Here is an 18,013-nt window from a genome sequence, read left to right on the forward strand (position 1 = left end):
GCATGGGTAGCAATTTCGTGTGGACGCCCCTCCTGCAAGACGACGGCAAGCCCCGCTACCTGGCGCTGGTCGATGCCATCGCCGACGCCATCGAGCGCGGCGAACTCACGGTAGGCCAGCGCCTGCCACCGCAACGGCGCCTGGCCTGGGCCCTGGGGCTCAACCCCAGCACCACGCAGCAGGCCTACCGCGAAGCGGCGGCGCGCCATCTGGTTTCCGGCGAGGTGGGTCGCGGCACCTATGTGCTGGCGGGGAGCAAGGAGGCGACGTTGTTCCGCCTCAAGCAGCCCGATCGCCAGCATCCGGTGATCGACCTGTCGACCAACGTGCCCGTGGCCGATCCGCACAATCGCGACCTCGAACAGAGCCTGCGCGGCTTGCTCGAACAGGGAGAAACCGCCCTGCTCGACCATTACCTGGGGCCCGACCCGCTGATGCTGGGGCGCATTCAAGGAGCCCGCTGGCTGGCCAATCGCGGCCTGGACCTGGCACCAGAAGAGGTACTGCTCTGTGGTGGTGCCCAACAGGCCCTGACCCTGGTGCTGCAGTCGTTGTGCCAGGCGGGGGAGCCAGTGATGGTCGAGGCGCTGACTGCCCCAGGCATCAAGGCGGCTTGCCGCCAGCTGCGCCTGCCGGTGCATGGCGTGGCCTTGGATGACCAGGGCCTGCGCCCGGACGAGCTGGACCGCGTCGCACGGGCCAGTGGTGCGAGGATACTGGTGACCACCCCGACCCTGCACAACCCGACCGGGGCCTGCATGGACGAAGCCCGGCGCCAGGCGCTGGCGGAGGTCGCCAAACGTCATGCGTTGCTGGTGATCGAGGATGATGTGTATGGCGCCTTGACCGATCAGCCACCGCTCTACCCGTTGCTTGAGGGTCGAGGCGTACTGATCACCAGCCTGTCCAAGACCGTGGCCGCCGGCCTGCGCCTGGGATGGATCGCGGCCCAACCGGCGTTGCTGGAGCAAATCGACCCTTACGCCCAGGCTACCCACTGGTCGGTCTCACCCTTGAACCTGCATATCGCCTGCCAGTGGATCGCCGACGGCACCGCCGCCCGGCGTCTGGCATGGCAACGAGAAGAGCTTGGCGAACGCTGGCGCCTGGCGCGGGCGCTGCTGGGGGATGCGCTGCCGATCACTGGCGTGCCATCACCTCATGCCTGGCTGGCCACGCCAGGTGAAGCCGAGACGGCGGTTGCCCGGTGTCGGGCGCAAGGGGTGGAGATTGTGCCGGCTAGCGTGTTCGCGGTGGGCACGGACAGCGTACGGGCGGTGCGGGTCAGCCTGTCGGCGGCGCACAGCCGGGCGCAGTTGAAGCAGGGGCTGGAGCTTGTGGGAGCAACTGTCTTGCAGGGTGCTCGGGATCTACACCTGCCCCTGTAAGGGCGGCCTTGTGTCGCGAAAGGGCCGTAAAGCGGCCCCGGCGACCTTTGCAGCAACACCGAAACCTGGGGCTGCCATGCAAGCCCATTCGCGACACAAGGCCGCTCCCACAGGGATTGCGCACGGCTTGGGGTTGCCCCGCCACCATGCCCCCTGTTGCACGGCTCAATTCAACCGGCAACCCTCACCCAAGGCGCGGTACTGGAGGGTGTGCACCTGCCCTTGGTGGTCCTCGTAGGTCATGGTGGCAGGCACCACTTCGCACACGTTGGGGATGGTCGACAAGCTGATCACGCGCTTGATGTCGAGGTTGGTGGAATAGTCGTACTGCTCGACGGCGGGTTGGGTGTCTGCGGTCTTGGCCTGGTCCGCGACGGCGAACGGGGACATACCGACCAATGCAAGAATCAGTAAGGCTTTCATGGATATCGACCTTGATGGCTATCAAGCTGATCGCGTGACTTCTGATGCCGTCAATGGCCCGGAGAAGTTGTCATCGACTGCTGGGATGACACGAAGTACCGATCCCGCTTTATCGTACTGCCGGGGGGATGAGGGAAAGTCTACTCCCCGCCCGGAATAGTTGAACCCTAGCGTCGGATATTCACCCTTGCCGGATTTGCAACAATCTGCGACAAAGCGCGGCCTGGCGTTCAGGGGCCGAACAGGAAAGTGCCTGTTCCGGCGTATTCGCCGGCAAGCCGGCTCCTACGGGGAGAACACTTTTTGACAGCGTTGACCTGCATAGCCCTTCCACAGTTGCAACGTCGCCTGCTGGAGCACTTCTATCGCCGGCACGGCTCGCGCATGCGCGCCAGCGGCGAGGGGGAGCTGTGGGTGGCCCGTGCCGATGAAATCGTTGGAGGTATGACCCTGCAGGCTGTGGCACAAGGGCACTGGCTTACCGGCCTGTTCGTCGCACCGCAGTGGCGTGGACGGCAGGTCGCATCGTGCCTGGTGGAAGCGGCTTTGACAGGCCGCCCGGGCCCGACCTGGCTGTTCTGCCACCCAGACTTGCAAGCGTTCTACCAGCGTTTGGGCTTTACCCTCACCAGCACCCTGCCCGAGGCGCTGGCCTCGCGCCTGGCCCGCTACCAGCGCAGCAAGCCACTGCTGGCGATGGTGCGAAATCAATCGTCGGCCACATCAAGCCCGGGGAACAGCACCTCGGTGTAGCCGAACTTGCTGAAGTCCTGAATACGCGAAGGGTACAGGCGACCGATCAAGTGATCGCATTCGTGCTGCACCACCCGCGCATGGAAGCCATCGGCAAAGCGATCGATCGGGTTGCCGTCCGGATCGACGCCGGTATAGCTGATGTGCTTGTAGCGCGGCACCACGCCGCGCAGCCCCGGCACCGAGAGGCAGCCCTCCCAGCCATCCTCGACCTCGGTGGACATCGGTGTGATCACCGGGTTGAGCAGAATGGTCCGGGGCACGGCTTCGGCATCCGGGTAGCGCTCGCTGCGCTCGAAGCCGAAGATCACCAATTGCAGGTCGATGCCAATCTGCGGCGCGGCCAGGCCCACGCCACCGACATGGGCCATGGTTTCGAACATGTCGTCGATCAGCTGGCGCAGCTCAGGGCTGCCCAGCATGTGCTCGGGGACCGGCGGGGCGATGCGCAGCAAGCGTTCATCGCCCATCTTGAGAATGTCACGGATCATCAGGTATTCGGCTCGCGGGTCTGGGGTGCGTGTTCGACGGGATGCTCATGGCCGAGCACGGTGATGGTATCCCGGTGCTGGTCGCCCGCGAAGTCCTTCTCGCCAGGGTTCTTGCCTTCGGCCGACATGTGCTCGATCACTGCGTTCATCTCCGCCCCCAACAGCAGCACGGCGGCGGAAATGTAGAAATACAGCAACAGCACGATGATCGCACCGATACTGCCGTACATGGCGTTGTAGTCGGCGAACGTCTTCACGTAGTAGGCAAAGCCCAGGGAGGCGACGATCCACACCACCACCGCCAGCACCGAGCCAGGGGTGATGAAACGGAATTTCTGCCTCACATCGGGCATGACGTAGTAGATCAAGGCCACTGCCACCATCATCAGGATGATGATCGCCGGCCAGCGCAAGATGGTCCACACCACGACCACCGCCTCTTCCAGCCCCACCTGCGAGGCGATCCATTCCATCACCTGCGGCCCCAGCACCATCAGCGCGGCCGCCGCCAGCAGCATGCCGGCAATGCCGACGGTGTAGATGATCGACAAGGGGAAGCGCTTCCACACCGGCCGCCCTTCGGGCACATCGTAGGCGGCGTTCATCGCGCTCATCATCAGGCGCACGCCGGCCGAGGCCGTCCACAGGGCGATCACGATACCCACCGAGAGCAAACCACCCTTCGATTGCTGCAACTGGTCGATCACCGGGTTGACCTGCTCCAGGGCCTGGGGTGGCAGCACCAGTTCTGACTGCAGGCGCAGCCAGGAGAAGAAGTCCGGCAGGTGCAGGAAACCGATCAGGGCGATCAGGAACAACAGGAAGGGGAACAGCGAGAACAGCATCTGGTAGGCCAGCGCGCTGGCATAGGTGGACATCTCGTCGTCGAGGAATTCCTTGACGGTGCGCACCAGCACGCGGTGCAGGGGCAAGCCGCGCAGCTCGGGGAAAATCATAGCGTCTCCTTTCGCCGCTTGATCGTCGTGGCAATACGGACAAGTCTAATAGACCGCGCCCGAGCTGTGACTACTCAACGCCAATTGCAAGAAAACGGCTACAACCGAGATGACTAACCGTAGGAGCCAGCCTTGCTGGCGAACAGCGTCAAACCTGATCGCCAGCAAAGCTGGCTCCTACACAAAGCGTGGATCAGCGCATTATCAAGGCTTCTTCACCGCATCCTTGACCTTACCCACCGCCTGCTGCGCTTCGCCTTTGATTTCCTGAGCCTTGCCTTCGGCGCGCAACCGGTCGTTGCCGGTGGCCTTGCCAACGCCCTGCTTGATGTTGCCCACGGCCTCGTTGGCCAGCCCTTTCGCTTTGTCTTTGGTGCCGCTCATGGGAGAACTCCTTGCGCAAAAGACACGGGGAATCGTGTCGACAACAGGTCGACTCGCAGGCATGCGCCAGAGTTTCAATTTGTTCGAAACGCACCTGCCGAATGGCAAACAAGGGGGCATGTTGGCGTGTTGACTGTACCGGCCCTTTCGCCGGCAAGCCGGCTCCTACAGGTTTGGTGGTGAGCTTGCCCCTTTGCGCACCACCTAGCACAATGTCAGGCCTTTCTAGCGTCAACCCGCAGGAACCTGCATGAAACTCGACAAACCCACCGCCATCGCCCGCCGCAACGCGGCGCTGACCCGGCCGGTGCTCGACCGCGACAACACCCTGTTCGCCATCCTCGACAAGAAGCGCAACCTGTGGTGGTTCGAAGTGCCGGTGGCACTGCTGCGCAAGGGCCAGCCCGACTGGGTCAACCTGCTGCTGCACACCCCGGAAACCGACGAGCTGCAGCACCTGAAGGTGCCGGTCAACTTCCTGCGCGCGCATCAGGAGCAAATGGAAGTGCGCCACCCCGGCAAGCGCCGCTCCACCATCAGCCTGGCCCTGAGCGCCGACCGCGACTCGCTGCTGCGCGACACCCGCCCGGGTGGCGAGCAGCTGGACTTCCGGACCTTCGTGCAGGCCTGATCAGGCGCGCTCGATGCGATCGTCATGGATGACGATCCGGCCCTGCTTGAACAGTGCGCCGATCGCCTTCTTGAAGTTGCCCTTGCTGACATTGAACATCTGGCTGATCACCGCCGGGTCGCTCTTGTCGCACACCGGCAGCACACCGCCGGCAGCTTCCAGGCGTTGCATGATCTGCTCGTGCAGGGTGTCGGCCAGCGCCTCGCCGACCGGCTGCAGGCTCAGGGCGATCTTGCCGTCGTGGCGCACTTCCTTGATAAAGCCCTTCTCGTGCATGCCCGAACGCAGGAACTTGAACACCTCGTTCTTGTGGATCAGGCCCCAGTGGCGATTGTTGATGATCGCCTTGAAGCCCATGGGCGTCTCGCCGGCCACCAGCAGCTCGACCGGCTGACCGGCCTTGTATTGCGCCGGGGTGCGGTCCAGGTAGCGGTCCAGTTTGGCTGTGGCGGTGATGCGACGGGTGCGTTTGTCGAGGTAGGCGTGGACCACGCAGTAGTCGCCGATCTTCAGCGGCTTGGACTCCTCCGAGTACGGCATCAGCAGGTCCTTCGAGAGACCCCAGTCGAGGAAGATGCCGGCGCCGTTGATGTCCTTGACCTTGAGGCTGGCGAACTCGCCCACCTGCATTTTCGGCTTTTCGGTGGTGGCGATCAGCTGGTCTTCGCTGTCGAGGTAGATGAACACGTTGAGCCAGTCGTCGAGTTCGAGCTCGGCGTCCTTGGGGAAGTAACGCCGTGGCAGCAGGATTTCCCCGTCGGCACCGCCGTCCAGGTACAGGCCGAATTCCACGTGCTTCACGATTTGCAAACTGTTGTAACGCCCAAGCAGAGCCATTTCCGAAGATCCTCAAGACAAGGCGGCTATTCTAACACCTGACCCGCCCGGCTGCCCGAGCGTCCATTCGCCGGAACCGCCGCGCGCCCCTTGCGTCCACCGCCTGGCCAGCCCTGCAAGGACCCACCCCATGCTCAAGCGCCTGCTCATCGCCGTCGGTGTCGCCCTCGCCCTGGCGGCCTGCAACCGCATCGACCTGGCCTACCGCAACCTGGACCACCTGGTGCCCTGGTCGCTGGGCGACTATCTGGACATGAACCGCGAACAAAAGCGTTTGCTCGACGAACGGCTCAAGGAGCAGTTGGCCTGGCACTGCCGCACGCAGCTGCCCGGCTACCTCGACTGGCTCGACCAGGTGCGCTCGATGGTCGCCAACGACGCGGTGACCGATGACGCCTTGCAACAGCGCGCCCACGAGGCACGCCAGGCCATCGGCAGAGTCGCTGCCGCCATCACCCCGTCGGCCACCGAACTGCTGCGCGGCATGAACGACCAGCAGGTGGCCGAGATGCGCCAGGCGTTTCGCGCCGATATCGCCAAACGCCAGAAAGCCTACGCCGACACACCGCTGATCAAGCAGATCGAACAGCGCGCCGCACGCATGCAGAAGCGCCTGGAGCCCTGGCTGGGCGAGCTCAGCACCGAGCAGTACCAGCGGGTGATGCGCTGGTCCCAGGCCCTGGGCGACCAGAACCGCCAGTGGATCGCCAACCGCGCCCACTGGCAGCAACAGCTGATGCTGGCGCTCAACCAGCGGGGCGACACCAGCTTCGAACCGCGCCTTGCGCAGTTGCTGCAGCGCAAGGAGAGCCTGTGGACGCCGGAATACCGCCAGGCGTTCCAGAGCAGCGAGCAGGAGGCGCGCAGCCTGCTGGTGGACCTGATGAAGCAGAGCAGCCCGGCGCAGCGTCAGCACCTGCAACAGCAGCTAGGCAAGGTTCGGGCGGATTTCAGTGAAATGAAGTGTCTGAAGCGTTGAATGCCCTGTTCGCCGGCAAGCCGGCTTTCACGGAGAAAACCATAACCAATTGATTGGCGAGACCTTTGTAGGAGCGGCTTGAGCCGCGATCACCCGCGAAGCAGGTGCCAGCTACCACGTTGCCTGTATCGCGGCTAAAGCTCCTACCAGGAATCCGCGCCGTGAGCGAACCACTCTCAGCGCCCCCTGCGCCGATACGGAAACACATCGATCACCTTCCCCGCCCGGATCGCCTCCTGCAACCCCTTCCAGTAGTCAGCGTCATACAACTCCCCGTGCAAACGGCTGAACAAGCGCCGCTGGCCGATATCGGCGAACAGAAATGGCGGGAACTCCTCGGGAAACACATCGTGCGGCCCAATCGAATACCACGGCTCCCCGGACATCTCATCCTCCGGGTAGCGCGGCGGCGGGATATGCCGGAAGTTGACCTCGGTGAGGAAACTGATCTCGTCGTAGTCGTAGAAAACAACCCGGCCATGGCGGGTGACGCCGAAATTCTTCAGCAGCATGTCACCCGGGAAGATGTTCGCCGCCGCCAGCTGCTTGATGGCCAGCCCGTAGTCCTCCAGCGCCTCCAGCACCTGGCCCTCGCTGGCATGCTCCAGATACAGGTTGAGCGGGGTCATGCGCCGTTCGGTCCAGCAGTGGCGGATCAGCACTGTATCGCCTTCCAGGCTCACGGTGGAGGGCGCCACCTCCAGCAGCTCGGCCAGGCACTCGGGGTCGAACTTGCCCTGCGGGAAGCGAAAATCGGCGAACTCCTGGGTATCGGCCATGCGCCCGACACGGTCGACGCTCTTCACCAGGCGGTACTTCTCGATCACCGTGGCGCGGTCGACGGTCTTCGACGGTGAGAAGCGGTCCTTGATGATCTTGAACACAGTGTTGAAGCCCGGCAGGGTGAACACGCTCATGACCATGCCACGCACCCCCGGGGCCATGACGAAGCGGTCGTCGCTGCCGGCCAGGTGGTTGATCAGGGCACGGTAGAACTCCGACTTGCCGTGCTTGTAGAAGCCGATCGAGGTGTACAGCTCGGCGATGTGCTTGCCCGGCAGGATGCGCTTGAGGAAATTGACGAACTCGCCCGGCACCGGCACGTCGACCATGAAGTACGAGCGGGTGAAGGAGAAGATGATCGACACTTCGGCTTCGTCGGTGATCAGCGCGTCCGCCTCTATCCCGTGCCCTTCGCGGTGCAGCAGCGGGATTACCAGCGGCCACTGTTCGTCGGGGGTGTACAGACGGCCGACCAGGTAGGCACCCTTGTTGCGGTAAAGCACCGGGGTGAACAGCTCGACGTTGAGCTGCGGATCCTTGCAGACCCAGTCGGGCAGGCACTCGCGCAGCTGCTCTTCAAGGCGCGACAGGTCGGATTCCAGGTCGCCATAGGGCACATCGAACGCGTAGTCGGCGAAGATCGCCCGCAACAACCCCTTGAGCCCGTCCGCCAGCCCATAGGTGCGCGTCTGCGCCGCGCGCTCGTGGCTGCGCATCGAAGGCCGGGTGGTGTGGATGAACATGCAGCCGTCGCTGATCTGGTCATGGCTGAACAGGCTGCAGAACAACGAGTTGTACCAGGTTTCCGACAACTCGTCGTCCAGGCGCGGGTCGATCAGGCGGATATAGGCGTTCTTGACCAGCGGCCACTGCTCGACGTCCAGCAGCGTGTGCGCCTCGAACCCTTTGCGCAGCCAGCTGTTGGCCTCGGCGACCTTCTCTTCGTACAGGTTGATGCGCGCCGCCGCCGCGCGCTGGATGTCCTGCCAGCGCGCCTGCTCGAAGCGCTCGCGGGCACCGAGGGTGATGCGGCGGAAATGCTCGCGGTAGTCGTCGAAACCGTCGAGGATCACGCGGGCGATCTCGGCGGCGGGCCAGGGTTGGGTCATGCGGGGCCTCCGGTGCAGGGTGCAGCGCTGAGCTTAGCCCATTCCACTCACCGGCAAGCCAGCCCCGCGATCCGCTAGTAGCTGGCTTGCCGGCGAACCGCCCCACCCGTTTACACAGCAAGAAAGCACAAGAATCCCGCCCGTCCCCTGACGTACACTCGCGCCCCTGCCCTACCGCCGGAGATCACCGTGAGCCCTACCGCCCTTGCCCGCCTGCTGACCCTCGCTGCCGTCTGGGGGGCGAGTTTCCTGTTCATGCGCATCATCGCCCCCGAGCTCGGCACAGTGCCGACGGCGTTCTTCCGGGTGTCCATCGCCTGCCTGGGCCTGGTGGCGATTCTTGCCGCGGCACGGGTGCGCTGGGACTTCAACGGCAAGCTGGGGGCCTGCCTGGTGTTGGGGATGATCAACTCCGGGATTCCGGCGACCTTCTATTCGGTGGCCGCACAGGTGCTGCCGGCCGGTTACTCGGCGATCTTCAACGCCACCACGCCGTTGATGGGGGTGCTGATCGGGGCCTTGTTCTTCCGCGAGGCCATGACCCTGCCCAAGCTGTGCGGGATCTTCCTCGGCCTGTTCGGTGTCGGCATCCTCAGCGGTGCAGGCCCGGTGGCGCTGGACATGGCCCTGGTGCAGGGCGCCTTGGCGTGCCTGGCGGCGACCACCTGCTATGGGTTCGCGGGCTTTCTCGCGCGGCGCTGGGTCGCCGGGCTGGACAGCCGGCTGTCGGCGCTGGGCAGCATGCTGGGGGCCACACTGTTGCTCAGCCCGCTGTTCGCCTGGAGCGCACTGACCCAACCACCGGCCAGCTGGGGTGGTTGGGAGGTGTGGTTGTCGCTACTGGGCCTGGGGCTGCTGTGCACCGCCTTCGCCTACATCCTGTACTTCCGCCTGCTGGCCGAGATCGGGCCGGTCAAGGCCAGTACCGTGACCTTCCTGATTCCGGTGTTCGGGGTGCTATGGGGGGCGTGGCTGCTGGATGAGCCACTGTCGATGGCGCATCTGTATGGTGGGGTGTTGATTGGCGCGGCGCTCTGGCTGGTGTTGAAACCTGCCAGAGCGTGACAGGCCTTGTTGGCGAATGCGGCTGCGTTCGCCAGCAAGGCTGGCGCCTACCGGTTTACGCCTCGGCTGCGCGCAACGCCGGCTTGCGGAACACGAACAACAGCCCGACCACGATCAGCCCCATCCCCAGCAGGCTCAACAGCGCCAGGCGGTTACCGAAGATGATGAAGTCCATCACTGCGGTCACCGCCGGCACCAGGTAGAACAGGCTGGTGACGTTGACCAGGTTGCCCCTGGCGATCAGCCGGTACAACAACAGGGTCGCCAGCAGCGATACCACCAGCCCCATCCACAACAGGGCGCCGATGAAGTGCATGTTCCATTCGACGTGCAACGCCTGGAACGGCGCGAACACCGCGCACAGGGCAAACCCGGCCAGATACTGCAACGGCAAGGTCCCCATGGGGTTGTCGGTGATGCGCTTTTGCAGGATCGAGCCCAGGGTCATGCTGGCCAGCGCGAGCAGGGCGAACAACATGCCGGCGAGCGAAACCCCGCCCAAGTTGATGCCCTGATAGACCACCATCACCAACCCGGCCAGCCCAAGCGCCAGGCCGAACAAGCGGCTGAAGGAACGCTGGCGCTCCATCAGGACCACGGTGAGGATCGGCTGCACGCCCATCACCGTGGCCATGACGCCAGGGGTGACGTGAGTGTTCAACGCCAGCAGGTAGAAGATCTGGTAGGCGCCGAGCAGCACGCCCCCCGTGCCCAGGGCCCGCAGGATCGCGCCACGGCTGCGCGGCCAGCGCAACCCGAGCAGCGGGCTGATCAGCAGCAGGCCGCACAGCGCCAGCGCCGAGCGCAACAGCAGGAAGGCAAACGGGCTGGCCTGGGCCAGGCCAAGTTTGGAGACGATCGCCCCGCTGCTCCACAGCAGGACGAACAGGCTGGTGGTGGCCGCCGAGGCCACGGATGCTTTGGATAAGACAGACATGTATTGCCACCTGTTTACGGGCAAATGAGCCGTACGGAGGGCCTATCGCATAACGAGGGGATGGCCGACCGTGTTCAGTAGGGTGCGCGTGCGGTGGGGAGACGGCCAGCGGCCAGTCAGCCCAGCACCACGACTGCGCGAGCGGGCGGAGCTACGCCGCCTACGACGCCACTGACAGGTGGTGGGTAGTGACTGATCATGGCCGGCTGCTGGCTGCCACGCACGACCACGCCCGCGACAGGCGCGAGAACGTAAGCGGTGGTGGAAGGGATGGCTGGCATGAACAGGTCTTCTGGGAAGTGAGTGTTTCGGAATATAGCGGTGGAATCATCGCGGGGCAAGCCCGCTCCCACGAGGAGCGAGCCTGCCCATGCAATTCAGAACAACCAGCGGTACAGCGCGTAGGCGACCACCACCGCCAACACCGGCCGCAGCACGCGGTAGGCCTTGGGGTTGGCGCGCTTGAACTGCTTGACGCGAGTGCTGATGACATTGCTGAAGCGCTTGCTCCAGGCATAGGCCTGGTTGATCCCGCCGACGCGTTCGTCATCGGTGTTCTGTGGCGCGGTGGCGCGGCCGAGGAAGGCACTGACCTTGCGGTTGATGCGGGTCATCAGCGGGCTGTTGAGCGGGCGCTCGACGTCGCAGAACAGAATCACGCGGGTGACCTCGGTCTCGTTCTTGACCCAGTGCACGAAGGTCTCGTCGAACATCACGTCCTCGCCGTCACGCCAGGCGTACGGCTGGCCGTCGACGTAGATGCGGCAATTGTCCGAGTTGGGGGTGGACAGCCCCAGATGGTAACGCAGCGAGCCTGCGAACGGGTCGCGGTGCGGGTTCAGATGGCTGCCGCCGGGCAACAGGGCGAACATCGCGCCCTTGACGTTGGGGATGCCGCTGACCAGTTCGACGGTCTTGGGGCAGAGCGCCTCCGCCGACGGCAGCGGCTTGTCGTACCACTTCAGGTAGAAACGCTTCCAGCCCTTCTTGAAGAAGGAGCCGAAGCCGGCGTCGTTGTCTTTCTCCGCGGCGCGGATGTAACCCTCGTCGAACAGGCGCATGGCCTCCTCGCGGATCACCTCCCAGTTATCCTTGAGCACGTCCAGCTCCGGGAAGCGCTGGCGGTCCAGGTAGGGTTTGGAGGGCACGCCGGAGAACAGGTACATCAGGCTGTTGTAGGGGGCGAACAACGCCGAATGGTTGACGAACTGGCGCAGCACCGGCAGGCGCGCCTTGCCGCGCAGGTGCACGAACAGCACACTGCCGAAGAACACCAGCAGGGCACCTGCCTTGGCGACGAAGGATAAGGTCATGCAACACTCCTTGGAGGGGAAATCTGGCCATCCCCGGATAGCCGGACATCATAAACCCATCCTGCCTGGGTAAAAACAACCGGGGCAGGATCGCAGTGTTAAGGATTGTGCAATAAAGGTCGGGATCCGCTATTGCGCCGGATCATCGGTGAGGTGCATTTGCCGGGGGCGCCGCACCTCAGCCCCAGAAAGCTATTGCTGGTTTTCCTGTTCGGTGAACAGGTCGCTGAACAGCATGCTCGACAAGTAGCGCTCGCCCGAGTCCGGCAGGATCACCACGATGGTCTTGCCCTGCATCTCGGGCTTCTCGGCCAGGCGCACCGCCGCCGCCATGGCCGCGCCGCAGGAGATGCCGCAGAGGATGCCCTCCTCCTGCATCAGGCGGATGGCCATGGTCTTGGATTCTTCCTCGGTGACGGTCTCGACCTGGTCGACGATCGACAGGTCGAGGTTCTTCGGCACGAAACCGGCGCCGATGCCCTGGATCTTGTGCGGGGTGGGCTTGAGCTCTTCGCCGGCCAGGGTCTGGCTGATCAGCGGCGAGTTCACCGGCTCCACCGCCACCGACAGGATCGACTTGCCCTGGGTGTGCTTGATGTAGCGCGACACCCCGGTGATGGTACCGCCGGTGCCGACACCGGCCACCAGCACATCGACCGCGCCATCGGTGTCGTTCCAGATTTCCGGGCCGGTGGTCTTTTCGTGGATGGCGGGGTTGGCCGGGTTGTCGAACTGGCCGGGCAGGAAGTGCTGGGCAGGATTCGAGGCGACGATCTCGTTGGCCTTCTCGATCGCGCCCTTCATGCCCTTGGCCTTGTCCGTCAGCACCAGCTCGGCGCCCAGCGCTTTCAATACCTTGCGGCGCTCCAGGCTCATCGAGTCCGGCATGGTCAGCACCAGCCGGTAGCCACGGGCGGCGGCGACGAAGGCCAGGCCGATGCCGGTGTTACCCGAGGTGGGCTCGACGATGGTCATGCCCGGCTTGAGCTTGCCGCTGCTCTCGGCGTCCCAGATCATGCTGGCGCCGATCCGGCACTTCACCGAATACCCCGGGTTGCGCCCCTCGATCTTGGCCAGGATGGTCACCCCACGCGGGGCGATGCGGTTGATCTGCACCAGCGGCGTGTTGCCGATGGAGTGGGCGTTGTCGGCGTAGATGCGGCTCATGGCTGGGTCCCTTAATGCATGGACGGGCGGATTGACTTTCAAGGGTAAGCCTGCCTTGAAGGGGCGTAAAGCCCGTTCTAGTACGCGGGGTGACGGACCATTCAGGGACTGAATACCCGGTCTGCGTTTGCAGCCGCCGGGTGCGGGGTTATAGTCGCTGACAAATCACAAACATGTGTTGCCCGCACCGCCCTTTTCGCCGGCAAGCCGATTTCCGCAGGAGCCGGCTTGCTGGCGAAAAGGCCCGCGCAGCCCCCGCAGAGGATCGGTTCATGAAGTTCGAAGGCACCCGCGACTACGTCGCCACAGACGACCTGAAGCTGGCGGTCAACGCGGCCATCACCCTGGAGCGCCCGCTGCTGGTCAAGGGCGAGCCGGGCACCGGCAAGACGATGCTCGCCGAGCAGCTTGCCGCCTCCTTCGGTGCCCGCCTGATCACCTGGCACATCAAATCGACCACCAAGGCCCACCAGGGCCTGTACGAGTACGACGCGGTCAGCCGCCTGCGCGATTCGCAGTTGGGCGTGGACAAGGTCCACGATGTGCGCAACTACCTGAAGAAAGGCAAGCTGTGGGAGGCCTTCGAGGCCGACGAGCGGGTGATCCTGCTGATCGACGAGATCGACAAGGCCGACATCGAGTTCCCCAACGACCTGTTGCAGGAACTCGACAAGATGGAGTTCTACGTCTACGAGATCGATGAAACCATCAAAGCGAAGCAGCGCCCAATCATCATCATCACCTCCAACAACGAGAAAGAGCTGCCCGACGCCTTCCTGCGCCGCTGCTTCTTCCACTACATCGCCTTCCCCGACCGTGCCACGCTGCAGCAGATCGTCGACGTGCACTACCCGAACATCAGCCAGTCACTGGTCAGCGAGGCGCTGGACGTGTTCTTCGATGTACGCAAGGTACCGGGCCTGAAGAAAAAGCCCTCCACCTCCGAGCTGGTCGACTGGCTCAAGCTGCTGATGGCCGACAACATCGGCGAGGCGGTGCTGCGCGAACGCGACCCGACCAAGGCCATCCCACCGCTGGCCGGCGCCCTGGTCAAGAACGAGCAGGACGTGCAACTGCTCGAGCGCCTGGCCTTCATGAGCCGGCGCGGCAACCGCTGACAGGAGCCGGGCCATGCTGCTCAACCTGTTCAATGAAATGCGCGCGGCCAAGGTGCCGGTGTCGGTGCGCGAGCTGCTCGACCTGCACCATGCCCTGCAAAAAGGCGTGGTGTTCGCCGACATGGACGCGTTCTACTACCTGGCCCGGGCCATCCTGGTGAAGGACGAGCGCCATTTCGACAAGTTCGACCGGGCGTTCGCCGCCTACTTCAAGGGCTTGGAGAACCTCGACCGGCATATCGAGGCTTTGATCCCCGACGAGTGGCTGCGCAAGGAGTTCGAACGCTCACTAACCGATGAGGAGCGCGCGCAGATCCAATCCCTGGGTGGCCTGGACAAGCTGATCGAGGAATTCAAGAAACGCCTCGAAGAGCAGAAGGAACGCCATGCCGGCGGCAACAAGTGGATCGGCACTGGCGGCACCAGCCCGTTCGGCTCGGGGGGCTTCAACCCCGAGGGCATTCGCGTCGGCGAGGCCGGCAAGCGCCAGGGCAAGGCCGTGAAGGTGTGGGACCAGCGCGAGTACAAGAACCTCGACGACCAGGTCGAGTTGGGCACGCGCAACATCAAGCTGGCGCTGCGCCGCCTGCGCAAGTTCGCCCGCGAAGGCGCTGCCGAAGAACTCGACATCGACGGCACCATCGACCACACCGCACGTGACGCGGGGCTACTGAACATCCAGATGCGCCCCGAGCGGCGCAACACGGTGAAACTGCTGTTGCTGTTCGACATCGGCGGCTCGATGGATGCCCACGTCAAGGTGTGCGAGGAGCTGTTCTCGGCCTGCAAGACCGAGTTCAAGCACCTGGAGTACTACTACTTCCACAACTTTATCTACGAGTCGGTGTGGAAGAACAACATGCGCCGCACCTCGGAGCGCTTCGCCACCTTCGACCTGCTGCACAAATACGGCGACGACTACAAGGTGGTGTTCGTTGGCGACGCGGCCATGGCGCCCTACGAGATCACCCAGCCGGGCGGTAGCGTCGAGCACTGGAACGAAGAAGCCGGGTACGTGTGGATGCAGCGCTTCATGGAGAAGTTCAGGAAGATCATCTGGATCAACCCGTACCCGAAGCAGGCCTGGGACTACACTGCCTCGACCCACCTGGTGCGGGACTTGATCGAGGACAGGATGTTTCCGTTGACCTTGCAGGGCTTGGAAGACGGGATGCGTTACCTGTCCAAGTAATAATGCCTGCACTGGCCTCTTTGCCAGCAAAGCCAGCCCCTGCAGGTGCACCACCGATCCTGTAGGAGCCGGCTTTGCCGGCGAAGAGGCCGGCAGCCTCACCGCCAATGTTGCAGATAACGCTGCTGCTCCCGCCACGCCTCATCCTGCACCACCGCCCTGAAACGCACCGTCGCCCCCGGCATGCACTGCGCCAGCCGCGCCAGGGCCAACGGCGTCAATGCTCCCAGCCGTGGATAACCACCAATGGTCTGGCGGTCATTGAGCAGTACTATCGGCTGCCCATCAGGCGGCACCTGCACAGCCCCCAGCGGGATACCCTCGGAGATCATCGGCGCGCCCTGGTACACCAGCTGCGGCCCGAGCAGGCGAATGCCCATGCGGTCGCCACGGCTGTCCAGCGTCCAGTCGCTGTTGAACGCCTCGAACAGGCTGGTACCACTGAAGTCGCCGATCTGCGCACCCATCACCAGGTCCAGCAACGGCTTGCCGGCAAACACCGGGCGCAGCGCTTCCGGCACTTCCCGCAGCGCTGGCAAAGCTGCTCCGAAGGCCAGCACCTGCCCCTTGGCCAACGCCCTGCCCTGCCCATCGATACCACCCAGTTCTTCACGTACCACCGTTGCACAACTGCCCAGCACTGCCTCGCCCTGGAAGCCGCCCGGCGCCGCCAGGTAGGCGCGCACGCCGTGCCGTGGCTGGCGCAGGCTCAGGCATTGGCCCTTGCCCAGGCGGAAACTGCGCCATGGCGCCAACGGCTGGTCATCGATGCGTGCGTCCAGATCAGCACCGGCCAGCGCCAGCACGCATTCCTGCTCGGCCACTACCGTGAAACCACCCAGGGCAACCTCGACCACGGCACTGTCCAGGGCATTGTCGAGCAGCCAGTTGGCCCAACGCATTGCCACCCAATCCAATGCCCCGCCCTGGGTCACGCCCAGGTGCCGCACACCAAAACGCCCGGCATCCTGCAATAGGCACAGCGCCGTGCTGGCCTCGATCCTCAGCTGACTCATGCCTGGGCCTCCAGCGGGCTATCGTCACCGCCCAGGTTGATGAACTGCGCATGCTCGACCGGCACGAAACGTACCCGGTCGCCTGGCTGCAACAGGCTGTGCCCCTTCCTGTCGAACAGGCGCACCGGGGTGCGGCCGATCAGGTTCCAGCCACCCGGCGACACAGCCGGGTAGGCTGCGGTCTGGCGCTCGGCAATACCAACGCTGCCCGCCGCCACACGCTTGCGTGGGGTGCTCAGGCGCGGCGTGGCCAGGCGTTCGTCGACCAGGCCCATGAAACCGAAACCGGGTGCGAAGCCCAATGCGAAAACAGGGTAGTCACGCCCACTGTGCAGGCGTACTACCTCTGCTTCACTCATGCCTTCACGGGCTGCCAGCACCGGCAGTTCGGGACCGACACTGGCGTGGTACCACACCGGGATCTCATGCCGGTGCCCACTATCGCCAGCATTCGGTTGCAAACCCTCAAGCGCTTGCAAGATCAATTGGCGCGCCTCACTCGGCGCCAGCTCGAACTGCACCATCAATGTGGTGTAGGACGGCACCAGGTCGATCAAGCGCTCGCCGAACAACGCCCGCAGGCGCTGGCTGGCGGCAAGGATCCACGGCATGTTGGCTTCGTCGATGGTGTCGAACAACCGCACCATCAAGCTGTCGATGCCGACCACTTCGAGGCGTGCCCTCATGGCTGCTCCAATGCATCGAGCGCCTGGCGAATCTGGCGTACCGCGGCCACGGAGCTGTCGTTGTCACCATGGACACACAAGGTGCTGGCCTGCAGGCGCACCGCACTGCCATCGTCGGCCACCAGCGCTTCGCCACGGGCCAGGCGCACGGCCTGCTCGACCACCACTGCCGGATCGTGATGCACCGCGCCGGGCAGGCGCCGGGATACCAGGTGGCCGCTGGCGGTGTAGGCACGGTCGGCGAATGCTTCGAACCACAGCGGTACGCCAATCTCGTCGCCGAGGGCCTGGGCCGCACGGTCATCGGCGGTGGCCATCAGCATCAACGGCAGGCTGGCATCGTAGGCCGCCACGGCTTCGAGCACTGCACGCAGCTTCTGTGGGTCGGCCATCATGTCGTTGTACAGCGCACCATGAGGCTTGACATAGGCCACCCGCCCCCCAAGCACCTTGCAGATGCCGTCCAGCGCGCCGATCTGGTAGTGCAGCAGGTCACGGACCTCGTCATTGCTGCACGCCATGGAGCGGCGCCCGAAGCCGACCAGGTCCGGGTAGGCCGGGTGAGCGCCGATGGTCACGCCGTGCTCCAGCGCCAGGGCCACGGTGCGGCGCATGGTGCCGGGATCGCCGGCATGGTAGCCACAGGCGATGTTGGCGCAGTCGATGTAGGGCATCACCTCGGCATCCAGGCCCATGCGCCAGCTGCCGAAGCTTTCACCCATGTCGCAATTGAGTAGCAGGCGTTTCACCTGGCGGACTCCCGTATCGATGTTCATGTGGCCTAC

The 18,013-nt window shown here is 64.3% G+C and carries 20 protein-coding genes; 7 read left to right on the forward strand and 13 right to left on the reverse strand.

Features of this window, described 5'->3' with window-relative positions:
- Positions 1-2 precede the first annotated feature (2 nt).
- Positions 3-1,388 (forward strand): PLP-dependent aminotransferase family protein, encoded by a 1,386-nt coding sequence (locus tag IM733_RS12150; protein ID WP_248921038.1) that lies wholly within the window; start codon positions 3-5, stop codon positions 1,386-1,388.
- Positions 1,389-1,553: 165 nt separating this feature from the next.
- On the opposite strand, the gene IM733_RS12155 is transcribed toward IM733_RS12150, so the two are convergent.
- Entirely contained in the window at positions 1,554-1,811 is a 258-nt protein-coding gene (locus IM733_RS12155) for a DUF2790 domain-containing protein (protein ID WP_248921039.1), read from the reverse strand.
- Between the two features lie 348 nt (positions 1,812-2,159).
- Here IM733_RS12155 and IM733_RS12160 point away from each other — a divergent pair, with 348 nt between their 5' ends.
- Positions 2,160-2,564, forward strand: coding sequence for a GNAT family N-acetyltransferase (locus IM733_RS12160; protein ID WP_248921166.1), 405 nt, complete (start codon positions 2,160-2,162; stop codon positions 2,562-2,564).
- Here IM733_RS12160 and def read toward each other — a convergent pair.
- From def to IM733_RS12175, 3 genes are all read right to left on the reverse strand, one after another.
- The gene (gene def, locus IM733_RS12165) at positions 2,519-3,055 is read right to left on the reverse strand and encodes a peptide deformylase (RefSeq protein WP_240063662.1); all 537 of its coding nucleotides are present in this window, start codon (positions 3,053-3,055) and stop codon (positions 2,519-2,521) included. The two genes, IM733_RS12160 and def, sit on opposite strands and share 46 nt — an antisense overlap.
- The gene (locus IM733_RS12170; RefSeq protein ID WP_248921040.1) at positions 3,055-4,011 is read right to left on the reverse strand and encodes a YihY/virulence factor BrkB family protein; all 957 of its coding nucleotides are present in this window, start codon (positions 4,009-4,011) and stop codon (positions 3,055-3,057) included. Before IM733_RS12170 ends, def begins: the two co-directional genes overlap by 1 nt.
- A 204-nt stretch (positions 4,012-4,215) precedes the next feature.
- Positions 4,216-4,395 (reverse strand): CsbD family protein, encoded by a 180-nt coding sequence (locus IM733_RS12175; RefSeq protein WP_240063664.1) that lies wholly within the window; start codon positions 4,393-4,395, stop codon positions 4,216-4,218.
- A gap of 250 nt (positions 4,396-4,645) precedes the next feature.
- Here IM733_RS12175 and IM733_RS12180 point away from each other — a divergent pair, with 250 nt between their 5' ends.
- Entirely contained in the window at positions 4,646-5,026 is a 381-nt protein-coding gene (locus IM733_RS12180; RefSeq protein ID WP_213657860.1) for a hypothetical protein, read from the forward strand.
- Here IM733_RS12180 and IM733_RS12185 read toward each other — a convergent pair whose 3' ends face one another.
- The gene (locus tag IM733_RS12185) at positions 5,027-5,863 is read right to left on the reverse strand and encodes a CvfB family protein (protein WP_248921041.1); all 837 of its coding nucleotides are present in this window, start codon (positions 5,861-5,863) and stop codon (positions 5,027-5,029) included.
- A 130-nt stretch (positions 5,864-5,993) separates the two neighbouring features.
- Here IM733_RS12185 and IM733_RS12190 point away from each other — a divergent pair, with 130 nt between their 5' ends.
- Positions 5,994-6,842, forward strand: coding sequence for a DUF6279 family lipoprotein (locus IM733_RS12190; RefSeq protein ID WP_248921042.1), 849 nt, complete (start codon positions 5,994-5,996; stop codon positions 6,840-6,842).
- A 176-nt stretch (positions 6,843-7,018) separates the two neighbouring features.
- On the opposite strand, the gene aceK is transcribed toward IM733_RS12190, so the two are convergent.
- Positions 7,019-8,734, reverse strand: coding sequence for a bifunctional isocitrate dehydrogenase kinase/phosphatase (gene aceK, locus IM733_RS12195; RefSeq protein WP_248921043.1), 1,716 nt, complete (start codon positions 8,732-8,734; stop codon positions 7,019-7,021).
- Positions 8,735-8,923: 189 nt separating this feature from the next.
- Between aceK and IM733_RS12200 the strand changes: the two genes are divergently transcribed.
- A complete protein-coding gene (locus IM733_RS12200; protein WP_248921044.1) occupies positions 8,924-9,799 on the forward strand; it encodes a DMT family transporter in 876 nt (291 codons plus the stop codon).
- Between the two features lie 55 nt (positions 9,800-9,854).
- Here the strand turns inward: IM733_RS12200 and IM733_RS12205 are convergent, their stop codons facing one another.
- The 4 genes from IM733_RS12205 to cysK form a co-directional block, all read right to left on the reverse strand.
- On the reverse strand, positions 9,855-10,736 hold the full coding sequence (locus tag IM733_RS12205; RefSeq protein ID WP_248921045.1) for a DMT family transporter: 882 nt from the start codon (positions 10,734-10,736) through the stop codon (positions 9,855-9,857).
- A gap of 116 nt (positions 10,737-10,852) precedes the next feature.
- Positions 10,853-11,017, reverse strand: coding sequence for a hypothetical protein (locus IM733_RS12210; protein ID WP_248921046.1), 165 nt, complete (start codon positions 11,015-11,017; stop codon positions 10,853-10,855).
- 96 nt (positions 11,018-11,113) lie between these two features.
- Positions 11,114-12,049 carry an aspartyl/asparaginyl beta-hydroxylase domain-containing protein gene (locus IM733_RS12215; RefSeq protein WP_248921047.1) on the reverse strand — a complete coding sequence of 312 codons (936 nt, stop codon included), beginning with the start codon at positions 12,047-12,049 and terminating at the stop codon, positions 11,114-11,116.
- Positions 12,050-12,241: 192 nt separating this feature from the next.
- Complete coding sequence (cysK, locus tag IM733_RS12220; RefSeq protein ID WP_248921048.1) at positions 12,242-13,216, reverse strand: cysteine synthase A; 975 nt, start codon at positions 13,214-13,216, stop codon at positions 12,242-12,244.
- 272 nt (positions 13,217-13,488) lie between these two features.
- On the opposite strand from cysK, the gene IM733_RS12225 reads away from it, so the two are divergent.
- Together IM733_RS12225 and IM733_RS12230 are read left to right on the forward strand one after the other, a co-directional pair.
- On the forward strand, positions 13,489-14,334 hold the full coding sequence (locus IM733_RS12225; RefSeq protein ID WP_011535085.1) for an AAA family ATPase: 846 nt from the start codon (positions 13,489-13,491) through the stop codon (positions 14,332-14,334).
- A 13-nt stretch (positions 14,335-14,347) separates the two neighbouring features.
- A complete protein-coding gene (locus IM733_RS12230) occupies positions 14,348-15,526 on the forward strand; it encodes a vWA domain-containing protein (protein ID WP_011535086.1) in 1,179 nt (392 codons plus the stop codon).
- A gap of 98 nt (positions 15,527-15,624) precedes the next feature.
- On the opposite strand, the gene IM733_RS12235 is transcribed toward IM733_RS12230, so the two are convergent.
- From IM733_RS12235 to IM733_RS12245, 3 genes are read right to left on the reverse strand one after another with little or no spacing between them, the layout of a single operon-like run.
- Positions 15,625-16,542: a biotin-dependent carboxyltransferase family protein gene (locus IM733_RS12235; RefSeq protein ID WP_248921049.1), complete on the reverse strand. Its 918-nt coding sequence runs from the start codon at positions 16,540-16,542 to the stop codon at positions 15,625-15,627.
- Positions 16,539-17,228 carry a 5-oxoprolinase subunit PxpB gene (gene pxpB / locus IM733_RS12240; protein ID WP_248921050.1) on the reverse strand — a complete coding sequence of 230 codons (690 nt, stop codon included), beginning with the start codon at positions 17,226-17,228 and terminating at the stop codon, positions 16,539-16,541. The genes IM733_RS12235 and pxpB overlap by 4 nt, the downstream gene beginning before the upstream one ends.
- Positions 17,225-18,004, reverse strand: coding sequence for a 5-oxoprolinase subunit PxpA (locus IM733_RS12245; protein ID WP_248921051.1), 780 nt, complete (start codon positions 18,002-18,004; stop codon positions 17,225-17,227). The genes pxpB and IM733_RS12245 overlap by 4 nt, the downstream gene beginning before the upstream one ends.
- Between the last annotated feature and the right edge of the window lie 9 nt (positions 18,005-18,013).

Origin of the sequence: Pseudomonas entomophila, assembly GCF_023277925.1 — a bacterium.
Classification (GTDB): Bacteria; Pseudomonadota; Gammaproteobacteria; order Pseudomonadales; family Pseudomonadaceae; genus Aquipseudomonas; species Aquipseudomonas entomophila_D.